Below are 18,456 nucleotides of genomic sequence, written 5' to 3'. Positions count from 1 at the left end.
CCCACAACTAAAGGACCATCATGTTCAAACGCATCCGCATTGCCCAAAAACTGTGGCTCGCCGTCATTTTTATTGTGGTAACGCTGGCCGGGGTGGTGGGGTTCTCTGCCTTCCGCTCGGCCAAGGTGCAGGCCGAGGCCGATGCTGTGTCCCGCGAGATGCAGAACCGCGTTGGGGCTGCGATCCGTTGGACGGGATTGACCGAAACCAATGCCGCCCGCACGCAGGCGATGATTGTGAGCAGCGATCCGGCGGTTGAGGCCGAGTTCAAGGATGTGATTGCCGCCACCTCGGCGCAGATCACCGAGGTGCAGAAGTCGCTGGAAGGAATGGCGCTGTCTGACGCCGACAAGGCGCAGATGGCCAAAATTGCCGATGCGCGCAAGACCATGATCGACCTGCGCGGCAAGGCCCGCCAGCTCAAGGCCGACGGCAAGGCCGACGAGGCCGTGACTCTGGTCAAGCAAACCTACAACCCGGCCGTGGCTGCCTACCTCAAAACCCTGCGCGACTTTGTGGAATTGCAGCAGAACACCGCACAGACGAAGCTGGCCGAGATGGCCGCGTCCCGCTTGCTCACCGAGAAGATCGCGGCTGTGGCAGTGGCTGCATTGCTCGCCGCCATCATCGCCGGGGCCTATTACCTGATCGGCAGCATCCAGCGCCCGCTGGCGCAGGCCAACGACCTGGCTGCCAAGATTGCGGCCGGTGACCTGAGCGAGCAGGGTGCCGTGACACGCGGCGACGAGTTCGGCGACCTGTTGCGCTCGCAGTACGCGATGAGCGATTCACTCGGGCGCATGGTGCACCAGGTGCGCCAGAGCACCGACAGCATTGCCATTGCCAGCGCCGAGATCGCCACGGGCAACCACGATCTTTCAGCGCGCACCGAGCAAACTTCCAGCAACCTGCAGCAGACAGCAGCGGCCATGGAGGAGTTCACCAGCACCATCTCGCAAAGCGCCAGCAGCGCGCGCCAGGCCAGCACCCTGGCCGCCAGTGCCACGGGCGTGGCTGAACGCGGTGGCACGGTGGTGACGCAGGTGGTCTCCACCATGGAGGACATCAACCACAGCAGCAAGAAGATCTCGGACATCATCGGCGTGATTGACGGCATTGCCTTCCAGACCAACATCCTCGCGCTGAACGCGGCCGTGGAGGCTGCCCGTGCGGGCGAGCAGGGCCGGGGTTTTGCTGTGGTGGCCAGCGAAGTGCGCAGTCTGGCGCAGCGCAGCGCCGAGGCGGCCAAGGAGATCAAGACGCTGATCAGCGCGTCGGTGGAGAAGGTGGAAACCGGCACCCGGCTGGTGGCCGATGCAGGCACGACCATGAACGACATCGTGCGCTCGGTGCAGAGCGTGACGGACATGATCGGCGAGATAACGGCCGCTTCGTCTGAGCAGAGCGCGGGCATTTCGCAGGTCACCCAGGCCGTGGGCAACCTCGACCAGATGACCCAGCAGAACGCTGCGCTGGTGGAGGAAAGCGCCGCCGCCGCCCAGAGCCTGCGCGAGCAGGCCGAATACCTGGCGCAGGTGGTGTCGGTGTTCAAGGTCAACGGGGCGGCCTATGGCGGGGTGGCGCCGCCCGTGCATGTGGCGCACAAGCCAGCGCCCCAGGCCCCGCGCGTGCCTTCAGCGCCCGCCAAGGCCGCTGTGGCGGGCAAACCGGCCACCCAGCGCATCGCCCAGACTGCCCAGGCGGGCAGCAAACCTGCGCCTGCCAAGGCCAAGGCCCCGGCGCCTGCACTGGCCCAGGGCGCGGATGAGGACTGGGAGTCGTTCTAAACCGCAGCGCGGCCGTCGAAACTGGCACGCCGCAGGCCAGCGCTCCCGCGCAAGGGCCGCCAAGCTGCGGATGCGGCGCTTCACTTGCGTGCGCTGTGAGCGTCCCCCTTCAGGGGGAACGCGCGCAGCGACTCAGGGGGTCATGCCAACTCAGCGATCAGCTCAATCTCCACACAGGCACCCATGGGCACCTGCGCCACGCCAAAGGCGCTGCGCGCATGCACGCCCTTGTCGCCAAACACCTGGCCCAGCAGCTCGCTGGCGCCGTTGGTCACCAGGTGCTGCTCGGTGAAGTCGCCCGTGGAGTTGACCAGGCTCATCACCTTCACGATGCGTTGCACGCGGTTCAGGTCACCGCCGGTGGCGGCATGCAGGGTGCCCATGAGGTCGATGGCCACGGCGCGTGCGGCGGCCTTGCCTTCTTCGGTGCCGATGTCGCGGCCGAACTGTGCGGCCCAGGGCTTGCCGTCCTTGCGGGCGATGTGGCCGCTCAGAAACACCAGGTTGCCGGTCTGCACATAAGGCACGTAGGCGGCGGCGGGCACCGACACGGGGGGCAGGGTGATGTTGAGTTCTTTCAGCTTGTCGTAAACGCTCATGGTCTTCCTCGGGTTGGAGTGGGTAATGGAGGGATGGTGAAGGGAGTGAAGAGGGCGGGGCGGGCCCCCGCGCCGGGTCGGGGAAGAGTGTTACACAGCCGTGCGCGCCGAATCCAGCCGCCCCGGTGCCGGTGCGGCATTAGCATCAGCCCATGCCCGCCATAAGCGCCTCTAATGCCACCACCTTGCCCCGCCCCGACGGTGCGCCCGGGGCGGGCGACTGGCTGCAGCCCGTGGCGCCGTGGCGGCTGCCGGCCCTGCTGCTGGGGGTGGTGGCAGGGGCTGCACTGCAGTTGCAGCAGCCCGGCCTGTGGAGCGCTGGTGCCTATGCCGCACTGCTGTGCGCCGCGCTGGTGGTGGGCTGGTGCGGGGTTGCCGCCAGCCGCCCACGCCGCCCGGGGGCGGTGCGCCATGCCCGGGCGCGCGCTGCGGCGGCGGCGGTGCTGGTGCTGCTGGCCGGGGCGATGGCCATGGCGGCGGTCAGCGGTTTGCGGGCCACGGCCTATCTGCAGCAGGGGCTGGATCCGGCGCTGGAGGGGCAGGACATCCGCGTGACCGGGGTGGTGTCGGCCATGCCGCAGACCAACGAGGCGGGCACGCGGCTGCGCCTGGAGGTGTTGTCTGCGCGGCTGCAGGGCAACCCGGTGCAGTTGCCGCCCCGGATCGAGGTCGCCTGGTACGGCGGCGCTTTCGTGCGCGATGCGGGCGATGCGGTGGACCTGCAGCGCCAACCCGCCCCGGTGCGTGCGGGCGAGCGCTGGGAGGTGACGGTGCGGCTGAAGGCGCCCCACGGCCTGCGTAACCCCCATGGGTTTGATTTTGAGCTGTGGACCTGGGAGCAGGGGGTGCAGGCCACCGGCTATGTGCGCGCAGGCCCCAAGGACGAGCCGCCGCGCCGCCAGGCCACCACCTGGCAGCACCCGGTGGAGCAGGCGCGCCAAAGCGTGCGCGATGCCATCCTGGACCGCCTGGGCCGGGGTGCAGACGAGGCCAGCGACCCGGGCCGTGCACGCATTGCGGGCGTGGTGGCGGCCTTGGTGACGGGCGACCAGCGTGCCATCGACCGTGCGGACTGGGACATGTTCCGCGCCACGGGCGTGGCCCACCTCATGAGCATTTCGGGCTTGCACATCACGCTGTTTGCCTGGCTGGCAGCCGGGGTGGTGCGGGCGCTGTGGCGGCGTTCCACGCGCCTGTGCCTGTGGGTGCCTGCACCGTCGGCGGCGCTGCTGGCCGGGGTGGTGCTGGCCAGCGCCTATGCGCTTTTCAGCGGCTGGGGCGTACCCGCGCAGCGCACCGTCATCATGCTGGGCACCGTGGCGCTACTGCAGTGGAGCGGGCGGCGCTGGCCCTGGCCCCAGGTGTGGCTGCTGGCCTGTGCCGCCGTGGTGCTGGCAGACCCCTGGGCGCTGGCGCAGGCGGGTTTCTGGCTGAGTTTTGTGGCTGTGGGTGTGCTGTTTGCTACTAATCCAATAGCTGGAAAGGCATATGGGACAGGCGCAAAGGGGCATTTTTATACACTTTTTCGTGAGCAGTGGGTGGTCACGCTGGCGCTCACGCCCCTGAGCCTGCTGCTGTTTGGCCAGGTGTCGGTGGTGGGGCTGGTGGCCAACCTGGTGGCGATCCCGTGGGTGACGCTGGTGGTCACGCCGCTGGCGCTGGGCGGCGTGGTGTGGGCGCCGCTGTGGAGCCTGGCGGCCGGGAGCTTGTGGCCCCTCACCGCGTGGCTGCAGTGGTTGGCGCAGTGGCCTGGGGCGGTGCTGTTTTTGCCTGCCGCGCCCCTGTGGGCGGGCGTGGCCGCCGTGGTGGGTGGTGCACTGCTGGCCATGCGGCTGCCGTGGCGCCTGCGGTTGCTGGCGCTGCCTTTGCTGTTGCCGGTGTTCTGGTGGCAGCCCGCGCGGCCTGCGCCGGGCCAGTTTGAGCTGCTGGCGGCCGACATCGGCCAGGGCAACGCGGTGCTGGTGCGCACGGCCACCCACAGTTTGCTGTACGACGCGGGGCCCCGTTTCAGCCGCGAGAGCGACGCAGGCCACCGTGTGCTGGTGCCGCTGCTGCGCGCGCTGGGCGAGCGGGTGGATGTGCTGATGCTCAGCCATCGCGATGCCGACCACACGGGCGGCGCAGCGGCAGTGCTGGCGCAGCAGCCGGGGGCCGAACTCACCGGCTCCATCGAGGCCGACCACGGCTTGCAGGCCCTGCGCCCCGCCAGGCCCTGCCTTGCGGGCCAACGCTGGGAGTGGGACGGTGTGGCCTTCGAGGTGCTGCACCCGCTGGCGGGGGACGACGCCCCGGCACCCCGCCCCCCACGCCCCAACACCTTGAGCTGCGTGCTGCGCGTGGTGGCGGCCGGGGCCCAGGCACCGTCGGTTTTGCTGGTGGGAGACATCGAGGCCGCGCAAGAGCAGGCCCTGGTTGCGCGGGGCGCAGCGCTGCAGGCCGAACTGCTGCTGGTGCCCCACCATGGCAGCAAGACATCGTCGTCGCCCGCCTTGCTGGAGGCTGTGCGGCCGCGCACCGCTTTGGTGCAGGCCGGGTACCGCAACCGCTTCGGGCACCCGGCGCCCGATGTGCTGCAGCGCTACCGCGAGCGCAACATTCGCGTGGTGGAGTCGTCCCGCTGCGGGGCGGCCACCTGGGTTTCTGCGGCCCCCGATGCGGTGGCGTGTGAACGCGACACCGGCCGCCGGTACTGGCAGCACAGCATGGTGCCACGGAGCGATTGATTGCGAAAGCATGGCGCAGTAGCGCCAGGGGCTGTTGCAAGAGGGGTGGGCGCACAACTTGCTATCCTGTTTGCAGGAGGCCCGTTCATGCAGAAATTTGACGAGATGTACGCCATGCTGCCGTTTGATGGCAGCGACGTGCGGGAACACTACAAGCGCTATGCGCAGTGGTTGAGCAAACAGCCCCCTGACGTGATGCAGGCCCGCCGGGCCGAAGCCGAGATGATCTTCCGGCGCGTGGGCATCACCTTCGCCGTGTATGGCGCCAAGGACGAGGGCGGTGCAGGCAATGAGCGGCTGATCCCGTTCGACCTGATCCCTCGCATCATCCCCGCCCACGAGTGGGCCAGCATGCAGCAGGGCCTGGTGCAGCGGGTCACGGCGCTCAACCGCTTCATTCACGACGTGTACCACGGCCAGGACATCATCCGCGCCGGCATCGTTCCATCCGACCTGATCCTGAACAACGCGCAATACCGGCCCGAGATGGCCGGGCTGCACGTGCCGCAGAACATCTACGCGCACATCGCCGGCATCGATATCGTGCGCGCCCCTGATGCCCAGGGCAACGGCGAGTACTACGTGCTGGAAGACAACCTGCGCGTGCCCAGCGGCGTGAGCTACATGCTCGAAAACCGCAAGATGATGATGCGGCTGTTCCCCGAGCTGTTCAGCCTGCACAAGGTGGCGCCCGTGGCGCATTACCCCGACATGCTGCTCGAAACCCTGCGCGCCAGTGCCCCCGCAGCGGCCGACGAGCCCACGGTGGTGGTGCTCACGCCCGGCATGCACAACAGCGCGTACTTCGAGCACGCCTTCCTCGCGCAGCAGATGGGTGTGGAGCTGGTCGAAGGGCAGGACCTGGTCGTCAAGGACAAGTTCGTGTACATGCGCACCACGCGTGGCCTGCAGCGGGTGGACGTGATCTACCGCCGCGTGGACGACGACTTCCTCGACCCGCAGGTCTTCCGCCCCAACTCCACACTGGGCTGCTACGGCCTCATGGAGGCCTACCGCGCGGGCAACGTGGGCATCTGCAACGCCGTGGGCACCGGCGTGGCCGACGACAAATCGGTCTACCCCTACGTGCCCGAGATGATCCGCTTCTACCTGGGCGAGGAGCCCATCCTGAAGAACGTGCCCACCTGGATGTGCCGCAAGCAGGACGACCTGCAGCATGTGCTGGCCAACCTGAAGGACCTGGTGGTCAAGGAAGTGCACGGCGCGGGTGGCTACGGCATGCTCATCGGCCCCGCAGCCACACAGGCCGAGATCGAGGACTTCCGCCGCGCGCTGATTGCCAACCCTTCAGGCTACATCGCCCAGCCCACGCTCAGCCTGTCGAGCTGCCCCACTTATGTAGAAAGCGGCATTGCCCCGCGCCACATCGACCTGCGCCCCTTCGTGCTCAGCGGGCGCGAAGTGCAGATGGCCGCAGGGGGCCTCACGCGCGTGGCGCTGCAAGAGGGCTCGCTGGTGGTGAATTCATCGCAGGGCGGTGGCACCAAGGACACCTGGGTGCTGGGCGAGGGTACGCCTGCAGCGCAACGCAAGGCCGTGCAATCCCAGTCGCAATCGCAGTGGCAAGGTCAGTCGCAAAGTCAATCGCAAGGGAGTCTCTGAACATGCTGAGCCGCACCGCCGACCATCTGTTCTGGATGTCCCGCTACACCGAGCGGGCTGAAAACGCCGCCGAAGGCGGGGTTTCACCACAACACAGCCAGCGTGCGCAGCACGCGCGGGGTTCTCTGCCCGGGGAGGAAAAATGCTAAGTCGCACTGCCGATCATCTGTTCTGGATGTCCCGATATACAGAGCGGGCAGAGAACACAGCAAGAATGCTCAATGTGAGCTACGAGACTTCCCTGTTGCCCCAGGCTGCCGATGTGGCGCAGAAAGGCTGGGAGGGCCTGCTGTCCATCAGCGAGCTGATCCCTGCCTACACAGCCAAACACGGCGAAGTGACACCCGCCAACGTGCTGGAGTTCATGGTGCGCGATGGCAACAATCCGTCGTCCATCCTGTCGTGCCTGCGTGCCGCGCGCGAGAACGCGCGTGCCGTGCGCGGGGCGCTGACCACCGAGGTGTGGGAGACGCAGAACCAGACTTGGCTGGAGCTGCACCGCCAGCTGGAGGGGGGCGCCTTTGAGCGCGACCCGGGTCAGTTTTTTGAGTGGGTGAAGTACCGCTCGCACCTCTCACGCGGTGTGGTGCTGGGCACCATGCTGCAGGACGAGGCGTTTCACTTTTTGCGCATGGGCACCTTCCTGGAGCGCGCGGACAACACTGCGCGCCTGCTGGATGTGAAGTTCCACGCCGTCAAGAACGACTTTTTTGGCCGCCCCAGCGACCGCAACCAGGAAAGCGACTTCTACCACTGGAGCGCCATCCTGCGCAGCGTGTCGGCGTTCGAGGTGTACCGCAAGGTCTACCGCGATGTGATCACGCCCGGCCGCGTGGCCGACCTGCTGATCCTGAGCCGCGACATGCCGCGCTCGCTGCACGCCTGCCTGCGCGAGGTGGTGGACAACCTGGCCGTGCTGGCCAACGGGCAGTCCGCCGAAACCAGCCGCAGGGCGGGGCGCCTGCTGGCCGACCTGCAGTACGGCCGCATCGACGAGATACTGGCCACAGGCCTGCACGCGTTCCTCACGCAGTTCCTGGACCGGGTGAACGACCTGGGTGGCGGCATCAGCCGCGATTTTCTGGTGACCTCGGGCGACTGAGAGGCCCCTCGGGCGGGGCGCTGCGCTGGGGCTGGATCACTCCTGCGCGTTGCGCCGCTGGTCGCGCAGCATGAAGAGGTAGAGGCTCTCGACCTTCTCGCGCGCCCAGGGTGTCTTGCGCAAAAACTTGAGGCTGGATCCCACGCTGGGGTCGATCTGAAAGCAGCGGATGGGAATCTGCCGCCCCAGCTCGTCCCAGCCAAAATATTCGGCCAACCCCACCACCATGGCTTCAAGCGTCACGCCGTGCAGGGGGTTGCGCGGCTGGGCGGGTTTGGTGGCTGGTGTGCTGTCGGGTGTTTTATCGGCGGGTGCCGGTGGCGTGGTCTCTGGGGTGCTCATGTCCCGAAGCATACAGACTGCAAATCACCCGCGCTCTCTGCAACGGGTGTTTTCCCAACCCGCACCGCCGTGGGTCTGGGCCCGCCGGTCCGGGGGGCGTCCCCCTCGGGGGAATGACGCGAAGCGGCTCAGCGGGCGTCAGGCTTTGCGTTGCAGATGGTCTTCCCGCTGAAAAAGCTCGGCCGCCCAGTCCACAAAGGCGCGCACCTTGGCGCTCAGGTGGCGGTTGGGCGGGTACACCACGTACACGGGCAGCAGGGGCTGGGTCCACTCGTGCAGCAGTTGCACCAGGGTGCCGCTGGCGAGGTGGCGCTGGGCCTGCCAGCTGGTGATCTGGCCAATGCCCAGGCCCGCCACGATGGAGGTGACGTAGGCGTTGGCCTCGTTCACGCTCAGCTGGTAGGGGCCGGTGACGTCAATGGACTCATCGCCCCGTCGAAACTCCAGCGGGTAGTGCCGTCCGCTCTGCGGCGAGAAATAGATCACGCTGGCATGTTTTTCCTCGATCTCCAGCGGGTGCGTGGGGGTGCCCTTGCGCTCCAGGTAGTCGGGGGCCGCGACGGTGATGAACTCCAGGTTGCCGATGCGGCGCGCCACCAGCGACTGGTCGCTCAGTTCACCGCCCCGGATCACGCAGTCCACGTTGTCGCCGATCAGGTCCACCGTGCGGTCGCTCACGCCCAGGTCCACCTGGATGTCTGGGTAGCGGGCATGGAACTCTGCCAGGTGCGGAATGATGAGCAACTGCGCCACCGAGGTGCCTACATCGATGCGCAGCCGCCCGCGCGGGTTGGCGCGCGCGTTGGTCATGCTGGCCTCGATGTCGTCCAGGTCGGTCAGAAGCCGCACCGTGCGGTCGTAGTAGGCCGCGCCGTCGGGCGTTACCGTTACCCGGCGGGTGGTGCGGTTGAGCAGCTTCACGCGCAGTCGCTCCTCCAGCGCCTGCACATGCTTGGTCACGGTGGCTTTGGGCAGCGATAGCGAATCCGCTGCCCGGGTAAACGTGCCGGCCTCCACCACCCGCACGAATATGCGCATGGCCTGTATTTGGTCCATGGCTTCTCCTTGAATCTGAAACTGCAGCACCCACCAGTGGGTGCCAAGAGCGTGTTGACGGCCTTTTCATGGTGCCCGCAAAGCGGTAGCAAGCCGCAATCTAGGCGCGTGCCGCAGCCCATGCTTTCGGCCTGGGCAAGGCACGCAACAACGAGTGCGGCTTGCTACCGCTTTGCCCGAAGGGTTGCCCCATCACAGTGGCACTTGCGGCGTTGCAGATCCTCGCAGGGCCACCGGCCCAGCTGCGGTCTGCGCCTTGCACCTGCCACTGTGATGGGGCAACGGGCACCATGAAAAGGCCATCAACACGCTCCAGGGAATTCTCACACGCAAGCCGGTGTTTGATTGTTGAGCTTTTGGAAACAGTGCGGTGGTGTTTGACCTGTTTATCCAAATGGCCCAAGCCACTACATTTCATCCATCGTCAACCGACCCTCCACCTACTGACTGGGTACCTGCCATGCAGCCCGACCGCTCTTCTTCGCCATCCTCCACACCGCAGCCCTCTGCCGCTGCCAAGGCCACAGAGTCTGTGTGCACCGACTCCACCATTGAGGTGGGCAAGGGGCAGGACGTGGCCGTGCGCATGTATGGTCGCAAGAAGGCGGGACAAGCGTCCCCCGTGGTCGTGCATTTTCATGGCGGCGCATTCACCTCGGGCGATCTGGATAACGGCTGCACCGTGGCGTCGTTGCTGGAAGGCGCAGGGGCGGTGGTGGTGTCGGTGGCCTATCCGCTCACGCCGTTTCCACAGCCCGTGGACACGGGGTACGACGTGCTCAAGTGGGTGCACCGCAACCGCACCAAGCTCGGTGGGCAGGGCGCTCTGGTCTATCTGGCGGGTGAAGAGGCGGGAGGCAACCTCGCCGCCGCCGTGAGTCTGATGGCGCGCGACCAGTCGCACCCGCCATTGGCCGGGCAGATTCTGCTGTCACCCATGCTGGACCCCTGTGTGGGCACCGCCTCGCTGCGCGAAGCCACGGGTGACTCCACCGGCTGCAAGTGGACCGAAGGCTGGCGCAATTTTCTGCGCTGCCCACGCGATGCCGAGCACCCCTACGCCGTGCCTGCCGGTGCACAGCGCCTGGCGGGGTTGCCGCCCACGCTGGTTCTGGTGGGCGACACCGACCCCATGCATGACGAGGCGCTGGCCTACGCAGCCCGGCTGGAGGCCGCCGGCCTGCCGGTCACCCGCCATGTGTTCTCCAAGAACCCGCAGTGGCCCGATGCCCTGTTGCAGACCGGAGAGCACGAATGCCCTTGTGCTGCGGGTGCGCAACAGCAGTTCCGCCAGTTCTTTGAAGCCACCCGATGTCCGGTACCTTCCTGAGCATTGGCTCGAACCCCTTGGGCCGCTGACTGTGGATGACCTCAACGCAGGTTGAGGTTTGATACTGCGGCCCCTCTACCAACCCCTGGTTTTCAACGCTGATTTTTCCGGCTTGCCGTGCCGGAGGGGGGAAGCTTTGCCCGCGTTTTCTGCAAGCCGTGCCCGTGAGGGGCAGGACGGCGGGCAGGAGTCATTGATGTCAACGATATGGAGGAAATAACAGCATGAACCACACCTTGCGCTTCTCTGGGGCCTGCCGCTTTGGCTGTCACAACCCGCAGCACCACCGCGTCTGATTTTCCGAGACTGGCGTGCCCCCACTGGCGGCGTCGGGTCAGGGGGCTTGACTCTCTCACCGTGTCAATGCCGAGACTGCCCCACCGCCCGCTGCTTTGGCGTCTGTCACCCCGTTGCGGAGAGGCAGTCTGGCAGCAAAAACACCTTCATCGGCTTGCCTGCCAAGACGGCCTCTACGTTTGATTGAAATGACCATGAACTCCAACCCGCTTTTCAAGAACCGCCCTCTGGGCCTGGCCACCATTGCCACCGCCGTGACGGCTGCAGTGGCCGCTTTGATCCTTGTTTTCCAGTCGCCTGCGGCCCAGGCCAATGGCGAAGGCGCAACGCCGCCTGCCATGCCCGTGTCGGTGGCTGCGGTGGTGCAGAAAGATATCGCCCTGTGGGACGAGTTTTCCGGCCGGCTAGAAGCCGTGCAGCGCGTGGACGTGCGCCCGCGCGTCTCGGGCGCCGTGCAGGCCCTGCACTTCCGCGAAGGCTCGCTGGTCAAGCAGGGCGACCTGCTGGTGACGGTGGACCCAGCCCCCTACGCCGCCGAGGTAGACCGCGCCGAAGCCCAGGTGGTGGCCGCGCAAGCCCGTGTGTCGTACACGTGCAGCGAACTGGAGCGCGCCACACGCCTGCTCGAAGAAAAAGCCATTGCCCAGCGCGAGCACGACGAACGCCTGAACGCACAGCGCGAGGCCGATGCCAACCTGCGCGCCGCCCAGGCCGCGCTACAGACCGCGAAGCTGAACCTGGGCTACACCCAGGTGCGCGCCCCGGTGGCGGGCCGCGTGGGCCGCATCGAAGTCACCGTGGGCAACCTGGTGGCGGCCGGTGCGGGTGCCCCCGTGCTGACCACGCTGGTGTCCGTGAGCCCTATCTACGCGAGTTTCGACACCGATGAGCAGATCGTGGTGAAGGCCCTGGCCGATCTGCAAAGCGGCCAGCGCGGCAACAGCGCCCGCCAGCTCATCGAGCGCATCCCCGTGCAGATGGGCACGGGCACCACGGGCGGCACGCCGCACGCCGGTCGCCTGCAGCTCATCGACAACCAGGTCGATGCCAAGAGCGGCACCGTGCGCGTGCGCGCCGTGTTCGACAACGAAGACGGCTCGCTCATCCCCGGTCAGTTTGCCCGCGTCCGCATGGGCCAGGCCCGCAACACGCAGGCGCTGCTCATCAACGAACGTGCCGTGGGCACCGACCAGAACAAGAAGTTTGTGATGGTGGTGGGCGAGGGCAACAAGGCCGAGTACCGCGAGGTCACTCTGGGCGCGCCGATTGACGGCCTGCGCGTGGTCACGTCGGGCCTCAAGGCGGGCGAGAACATCGTCGTCAACGGCCTGCAGCGCGTGCGCCCCGGCGCCGTGGTGGCGCCGCAGCCTGTGCCCATGACCGCCAAGGCCGAGATTGCGGGTGATCGCAAGGAAGCCAAGAACAACACCAAGTCGCCTGCCGCGTGAGTACGGGCCAGAGCGACACCAGGAATTTGCATCCATGAATCTATCCCGCTTTTTCATCGACCGCCCCATCTTCGCCGGGGTGCTGTCGGTGCTCATCTTCCTCGGGGGGCTGATCGCATTGCGCGGTCTGCCCATCTCCGAATACCCTGAAGTCGCGCCGCCCTCCGTGGTGGTGCGCGCACAGTACCCGGGCGCCAACCCCAAGGTCATCGCCGAGACCGTGGCCACGCCGCTGGAGGAATCCATCAACGGCGTGGAAGGCATGCTCTACATGGGCAGCCAGGCCACCACCGACGGCGTGATGACGCTGACGGTGACCTTTGCCCTCGGCACCGACCCCGACAAGGCCCAGCAGCTGGTGCAAAACCGCGTCTCGCAGGCCGAGCCGCGCCTGCCCGAGGAAGTGCGCCGCCTGGGCGTCACCACCGTCAAGAGCGCGCCGGACCTGACCATGGTGGTCCACCTGGTCTCGCCCAACAACCGCTACGACATCGACTACCTGCGCAACTACGCGGTGCTCAATGTGAAGGACCGTCTCGCCCGCATCGGCGGCGTGGGCCAGGTGCAGATCTTCGGCGGCGGCGACTACTCCATGCGTGTCTGGCTCGACCCGCAGAAGGTCGCGCAGCGCGGCCTCTCCGCCAGCGACGTGGTGACCGCCATCCGCGGCCAGAACGTGCAGGCCGCTGCCGGGGTGGTGGGTGCATCGCCCGGACTTCCCGGCGTGGACCTGCAACTTTCCATCAACGCCCAGGGCCGTCTGCAGACCGAAGAAGAGTTCGGCGACATCATCGTCAAGACTGGTGCTGATGGTGCGGTGACACGCCTGCGCGACATCGCCCGCCTGGAGCTGGGTGCGGCCGACTACTCGCTGCGCTCGCTGCTTAACAACGATCCGGCCGTGGGCATGGGCGTGTTCCAGGCGCCGGGCTCCAACGCGCTGGACATCTCGTCCAACGTGCGCAAGACCATGGACGAGATCCAGAAGAACATGCCCGAAGGCGTGGAGTACCGGATTGCGTACGACCCCACGCAGTTCGTGCGCGCGTCGATCAAGTCCGTGATCCACACGCTGCTCGAAGCCATCGCCCTCGTGGTGCTGGTGGTGATCCTGTTCCTGCAGACGTGGCGTGCCTCCATCATCCCGCTGCTGGCCGTGCCGGTGTCGGTGGTGGGAACGTTCGCGGTGCTGCACCTGCTGGGCTTTTCGATCAACGCCCTGAGCCTGTTCGGCCTGGTGCTGGCCATCGGCATCGTGGTGGATGATGCCATCGTGGTGGTGGAGAACGTCGAGCGCAACATCGAGGCGGGCCTGACCCCGCGCGAGGCCACCTACCGCGCCATGCGCGAGGTGTCCGGCCCCATCATCGCGATTGCGCTGGTGCTGGTGGCGGTGTTTGTGCCGCTGGCGTTCATCAGCGGCCTCACGGGGCAGTTCTACAAGCAGTTCGCGGTGACCATCGCGATCTCCACGGTGATCTCGGCGATCAACTCGCTGACCCTGTCGCCCGCCCTGTCAGCACTGCTGCTCAAGGGCCACAACGAGCCCAAGGACGCGCTCACGCGCGGCATGGACAAGGTGTTCGGTGGCCTGTTTCGCGGCTTCAACCGCCTGTTCCACCGCGGCTCCGAGGCCTACAGTGGCGGCGTCAAGCGCGTCATCAGCCGCAAGGCGCTGATGTTCGTGATCTACCTCGCACTGGTGGGGGCCACTGTGGGCCTGTTCAAGATAGTGCCCGGCGGCTTTGTGCCCGCGCAGGACAAGCAGTACCTGATCGGCTTTGCGCAGCTGCCCGACGGCGCAACGCTGGACCGCACCGAGAATGTGATCCGCCGCATGGGCGAGATCATGAAGGAGAACCCGAACGTCGAAGACGCCATCGCCTTCCCCGGCCTGTCGATCAATGGCTTCACCAACAGCTCCAACTCCGGCATCGTGTTCGCCACGCTCAAGCCCTTTGCAGAGCGCACCCGCGCCGACCAGAGCGGCGGTGCTGTGGCAGGCCAGCTGAACCAGGCGTTTGGCAGCATCCAGGACGCGTTCATCGCCATGTTCCCCCCGCCCCCCGTGGCGGGCCTGGGCACCACGGGCGGCTTCAAGCTGCAGATCGAAGACCGCGCCTCGCTGGGCTACGAAGCCATGGACAACGCCGTGAAGGCCTTCATGGGCAAGGCCTACCAGACGCCGGAGCTTGCTGGCCTGTTCACCAGCTGGCAGGTCAACGTGCCGCAGCTGTACGCCAACATCGACCGCACCAAGGCGCGCCAGCTCGGCGTGCCCGTGACGGACATCTTCGACACGCTGCAGATCTACCTGGGCAGCCTGTACGCCAACGACTTCAACCAGTTCGGCCGTACCTACAGCGTGCGTGTGCAGGCCGATGCGGCCTACCGCGCGCGGGCCGAGGACGTGGGCCTGCTCAAGGTACGCTCTGCCACCGGCGAGATGGTGCCGCTGTCGGCGCTGATGAAGATGGAGCCCAGCTTCGGCCCCGAGCGCGCCATGCGCTACAACGGGTACCTCGCGGCCGACGTGAACGGCGGCCCCGCGCCCGGCTTCTCGTCGGGCCAGGCGCAGGCAGCCATCGAGCGCATCGCGGCCGAGACGCTGCCCCAGGGCATCACCTTCGAATGGACCGAGCTGACGTACCAGGAAATCCTGGCCGGCAACTCTGCCGTGCTGGTGTTCCCGCTGGCCATCCTGCTGGTGTTCCTGGTGCTGGCCGCGCAGTACGAAAGCCTCACGCTGCCCATTGCCATCATCCTGATCGTGCCCATGGGCATCCTGGCGGCCATGACCGGGGTGTGGCTGAGCAACGGTGACAACAACGTGTTCACGCAGATCGGGCTCATCGTGCTGGTGGGGCTGTCGGCCAAGAACGCGATCCTGATCGTGGAGTTTGCGCGCGAGCTGGAGTTTGCCGGGCGCACGCCCATACAGGCCGCCATCGAGGCCAGCCGCCTGCGGCTGCGCCCCATCCTGATGACCTCGCTGGCCTTCGTCATGGGTGTGCTGCCCCTGGTGCTCTCCACTGGTGCCGGCGCCGAGATGCGCAGCGCCATGGGTGTGGCGGTGTTCTCCGGAATGATCGGGGTGACGGCTTTTGGCCTGTTCCTCACGCCCGTTTTCTACGTGCTGCTGCGCAAGCTGGCAGGCAACCGCCCGCTGGTGGAGCATGGCGCGCATGTGGCGCCCATCTCGCAGGCGCCCCACGGTGGTGGCATGGGTCAGCCGGTGCTGGCCGCTCCCCGCAAGGAGCACGAGTGATGCACACGACAACGACGACCTTTGTGGCTCTAGACGCTCGCAGCCATGCTGCCAAACGCAGTGGGCGCATTGACTGAGGCAGGAGACCAACCATGACCGATTTGCTATTAAAGAAAAACTTCACCGACGGTGCCCTTGCAGCGCGCAAGCGCAGCCTGCTGGCGCCCCTGGCCGCCGCCCTGGTGCTGGCCGGTTGCATGACACAGCCCGTGGCCCCCGCGCCGCATGCGGGCGTGCCCGTGCCCACCAGCTTCACCGCAGGCGGCGACGCGCTGCCAACAGCCCCCTGGACGGTGGCCGCCCCTGCCGAGGCGCAGCCGCGCGGCGAATGGTGGCTGGGCTTTCAAGACCCGGTGCTGGCCGACCTGGTGCAGCGCGCGGGCCAGGCCAACACCAGCATCCAGCAGGCCGCTGCGCGGCTGGCTGAGGCTCGCACGCTGCTGCGCTCTGCCGACGCTGCCCGTTCGGTGCAAGTAGGCGCATCGGCGGGCGTGACGCGCCAGGCAGGCGCTGCCACCACGGGCAGCGCAGCACCCGCCACGTTGGGCACGGCGGGGCTCAACGCCTCGTACGAGTTGGACCTGTTCGGTCGCCTCTCGCAAACCAGCGACGCCGCGCGGCTGGACGCCGACGCGCGCGAGGCCTTGCTGCAGAGCACGCGCCTCATGGTGCAAGCCGATGTGGCGCAAACCTATCTGCAGCTGCGTGCCGTGCAGGCCGAGCAGGTGCTGGTGCAAGAGAGTCTGGCCGCTTACCAGGACACGCTGCGCCTGACGCAGCGCCGCCTGCAGGCCGGCGATGTGGCCGAGCTGGACGTGGCCCGTGTGCAGGCTGAGGTGGCGGCTACCGAATCCGAAGCATTGGCCCTGCAACGCCAGCAAGCGTTGTTGACCAACGCGCTGGCCGTGCTGGCGGGCGAGGTGGCCAGCGGCTTTGTGTTGCCGCCCGCAACGGGCGATGCCGCGTTGCCGGTGATTCCGCCAGGCGTGCCCGGCACGGTGCTGGCGCGTCGTCCCGATGTGTCGGCCGCCCAGACGGCCGTGCTGGCCGCGCAAGCGCGCGTGGGCGTGGCGCAGAAGGCCTGGTTCCCGGCCGTCACGCTCACCGGCAATGCGGGGCATGCGTCGCCTGAGCTGGGCGATCTGTTCAAGTGGTCGGCCCGTGCCTGGGGTGTGAGTGCGCTGCTGTCGCTGCCGATCTTTGACGGCGGCCAGCGTAATGCCCAGATCGAGGGGGCGAAGGCGCGCCTGGAGGCTGCGCTGGCGGACCACCGGGGGCAGGTGCTCAATGCCTTTCGTGATGTGGAGGACCAGCTGACCTCGCTGCGTCTGCTCTCTGGCCAGGCTGAGGCGCAGGGGCGGGCGGTGACGGCTGCGCGGCGCGCGACACAGTTGTCGGATGTGCGGTATCGCAATGGGTTGGTGAGCCAGCTGGAGTTGCTGGACGCGCGCCGCAGCGAGTTGCGCAATCGGCGGCAGGAGCTGCAGGTGCGGACGGCGCAGTATGTGGCGACGGTGGGGTTGATTCGGGCGCTGGGTGGTGGTTGGGGGGATCAACCTGCTGTGAAGATGGCTGCTGCATCGCAGTAGTTCGCTAGCGACTTTGCCTGCTTGCGCTAGTGGGATATGCGCTGGTAGCTATTGATTTTGCAGTGTTTGAGTGCGTGTGCCGACTTAGCCGCATGCCTTTTTGGAGGGCGGAGGCCGGGAGTCGCCCGGCATGCGAGTGACTTTCTTTTGCTTCGCCAAAAGAAAGTCACCAAAGAAAAGGCGACCCCCAGTCTGCGACCCCTTCGCTTCGCTGTGGGGCAAACCTGCGTCGGGGCGGTTGCGGGGTGCACCGTGGAACTCGCTTTGCGCTGCGCGCGCCGCTCGGACAACCACGGCGAGTCAGAGCACGAAGCACGCGCGCTACGACGCGCGTGCCACCCCGCAACCGCCCCGCCGCAGGCGCAGCCAGCAGGGGGTGGACAGCCGAACATCCAACAGCCGAACAGCCCCACGGGCCATTGCTTCGCTCGGCCCCGCCTGCGCAGCGCGTGGCGCTCGCGCCCGCGAGAGGGGGCCGAGCGCAGCAATGGCCCGTGTGGATGTCCGCACCCCGGGTTCCCTTCAGGATGCGCCGAGGAGCGCAGCGGCCAGCGGATCAGGGCTCGCGATTGTTTGAGCGAAGTGAAACGAAGCGAGTTCGAGCGAGACCCCGGTGGACGCGAGCACCGCAGGTTGCCCGCAGCGAAGCGAAGGGACGCAGCCTGTAGGGTCGCCCTTTCTTTGGTAACTTTCTTTCGGCGACGCTGTTCAGACCGGTCACATGGGAAACAGGTGTGCGGGGACATGGGTAACACCTGCTCAATTGGAAGCCGTCAAAGCGTTCATGTCCAGACGCATGAATCGCTGGTGACAGAAGTACAGGTCAAAGCACCCGTCGTGCAGATCGTCCGGGCGCAAGGCGACCGGCAGTCTGTGCAGTGCACTGGATAACCGCAGCTTGTGTCCCCGGAACTTCACAAAGCCATTCCAGCCCACCGTGAGCACATGGTCGCGCTCGGCGTACTCGATGGGCGCCAGGGTCGTTGGCATGGGCCGGGCACTCATGCGGTAGTGCTGCACCGGTGTCTGCATCGCCAGTGCCTCGTGAGGCCGGTGGTGGTTGTAGATCTCACGCCAGCGCTGCATCGCCTCCTGCGCCTGGGCCAGGCTGTCGAAGGTCCGCCCTCGCAGCACCTCGGCTTTCAAGGAGCGGTGAAAGCGCTCGATCTTTCCGTTGGTCTGCGGATGGTACGGACTGCTGTGGCTGCTGCGCACGCCCAGGCGGATCAGCCAGACATCCAGGGTACTCAAGTGACCAGGGGCGCTGGGTGAGCCCCAGGGCGAGCCGTTGT

General features: G+C 66.9%; 12 protein-coding genes and 1 pseudogene. 9 read left to right on the top strand and 4 right to left on the bottom strand.

Annotation, left to right across the window (positions count from 1 at the left end; translation table 11 throughout):
* Positions 1 to 20 precede the first annotated feature (20 nt).
* Positions 21 to 1,787, top strand: a complete 1,767-nt coding sequence (locus ACYZGB_RS06030; RefSeq protein ID WP_462387343.1) for a methyl-accepting chemotaxis protein — start codon at positions 21 to 23, stop codon at positions 1,785 to 1,787.
* A gap of 140 nt (positions 1,788 to 1,927) precedes the next feature.
* Here the strand turns inward: ACYZGB_RS06030 and ACYZGB_RS06025 are convergent, their stop codons facing one another.
* Positions 1,928 to 2,386, bottom strand: coding sequence for a RidA family protein (locus tag ACYZGB_RS06025; protein WP_124511912.1), 459 nt, complete (start codon positions 2,384 to 2,386; stop codon positions 1,928 to 1,930).
* 152 nt (positions 2,387 to 2,538) lie between these two features.
* Between ACYZGB_RS06025 and ACYZGB_RS06020 the strand changes: the two genes are divergently transcribed.
* From ACYZGB_RS06020 to ACYZGB_RS06005, 4 genes and pseudogenes are all read left to right on the top strand, one after another.
* A complete protein-coding gene (locus tag ACYZGB_RS06020; RefSeq protein ID WP_462387342.1) occupies positions 2,539 to 5,109 on the top strand; it encodes a DNA internalization-related competence protein ComEC/Rec2 in 2,571 nt (856 codons plus the stop codon).
* An 87-nt stretch (positions 5,110 to 5,196) separates the two neighbouring features.
* Complete coding sequence (locus ACYZGB_RS06015) at positions 5,197 to 6,732, top strand: circularly permuted type 2 ATP-grasp protein (RefSeq protein ID WP_462387341.1); 1,536 nt, start codon at positions 5,197 to 5,199, stop codon at positions 6,730 to 6,732.
* Between the two features lie 2 nt (positions 6,733 to 6,734).
* Positions 6,735 to 6,848 (top strand): annotated as a pseudogene (locus ACYZGB_RS06010) (alpha-E domain-containing protein); the annotation flags it as partial.
* 26 nt (positions 6,849 to 6,874) lie between these two features.
* Positions 6,875 to 7,834, top strand: a complete 960-nt coding sequence (locus ACYZGB_RS06005; protein ID WP_094285797.1) for an alpha-E domain-containing protein — start codon at positions 6,875 to 6,877, stop codon at positions 7,832 to 7,834.
* A gap of 36 nt (positions 7,835 to 7,870) precedes the next feature.
* On the opposite strand, the gene ACYZGB_RS06000 is transcribed toward ACYZGB_RS06005, so the two are convergent.
* The gene (locus tag ACYZGB_RS06000) at positions 7,871 to 8,176 is read right to left on the bottom strand and encodes a VF530 family protein (RefSeq protein ID WP_462387340.1); all 306 of its coding nucleotides are present in this window, start codon (positions 8,174 to 8,176) and stop codon (positions 7,871 to 7,873) included.
* 138 nt (positions 8,177 to 8,314) lie between these two features.
* Positions 8,315 to 9,232 (bottom strand): LysR family transcriptional regulator, encoded by a 918-nt coding sequence (locus ACYZGB_RS05995; protein WP_462387339.1) that lies wholly within the window; start codon positions 9,230 to 9,232, stop codon positions 8,315 to 8,317.
* Positions 9,233 to 9,692: 460 nt separating this feature from the next.
* On the opposite strand from ACYZGB_RS05995, the gene ACYZGB_RS05990 reads away from it, so the two are divergent.
* The 4 genes from ACYZGB_RS05990 (at position 9,693) to ACYZGB_RS05975 (ending at position 17,164) form a co-directional block, all read left to right on the top strand.
* The gene (locus tag ACYZGB_RS05990; RefSeq protein ID WP_462387338.1) at positions 9,693 to 10,562 is read left to right on the top strand and encodes an alpha/beta hydrolase; all 870 of its coding nucleotides are present in this window, start codon (positions 9,693 to 9,695) and stop codon (positions 10,560 to 10,562) included.
* A gap of 491 nt (positions 10,563 to 11,053) precedes the next feature.
* Entirely contained in the window at positions 11,054 to 12,307 is a 1,254-nt protein-coding gene (locus ACYZGB_RS05985) for an efflux RND transporter periplasmic adaptor subunit (RefSeq protein WP_462387538.1), read from the top strand.
* A gap of 34 nt (positions 12,308 to 12,341) precedes the next feature.
* Positions 12,342 to 15,575, top strand: coding sequence for an efflux RND transporter permease subunit (locus tag ACYZGB_RS05980; protein ID WP_462387337.1), 3,234 nt, complete (start codon positions 12,342 to 12,344; stop codon positions 15,573 to 15,575).
* Between the two features lie 92 nt (positions 15,576 to 15,667).
* On the top strand, positions 15,668 to 17,164 hold the full coding sequence (locus ACYZGB_RS05975; RefSeq protein WP_462387336.1) for an efflux transporter outer membrane subunit: 1,497 nt from the start codon (positions 15,668 to 15,670) through the stop codon (positions 17,162 to 17,164).
* Between the two features lie 759 nt (positions 17,165 to 17,923).
* On the opposite strand, the gene ACYZGB_RS05970 is transcribed toward ACYZGB_RS05975, so the two are convergent.
* On the bottom strand, positions 17,924 to 18,456 hold a 533-nt coding region (locus tag ACYZGB_RS05970; RefSeq protein WP_462387335.1), incomplete at its 5' end, for an integrase core domain-containing protein.

The sequence above is a fragment of the Acidovorax sp. Q11 genome, assembly GCF_054950075.1.
This window is presented reverse-complemented; position numbering and strand designations above follow the sequence as displayed.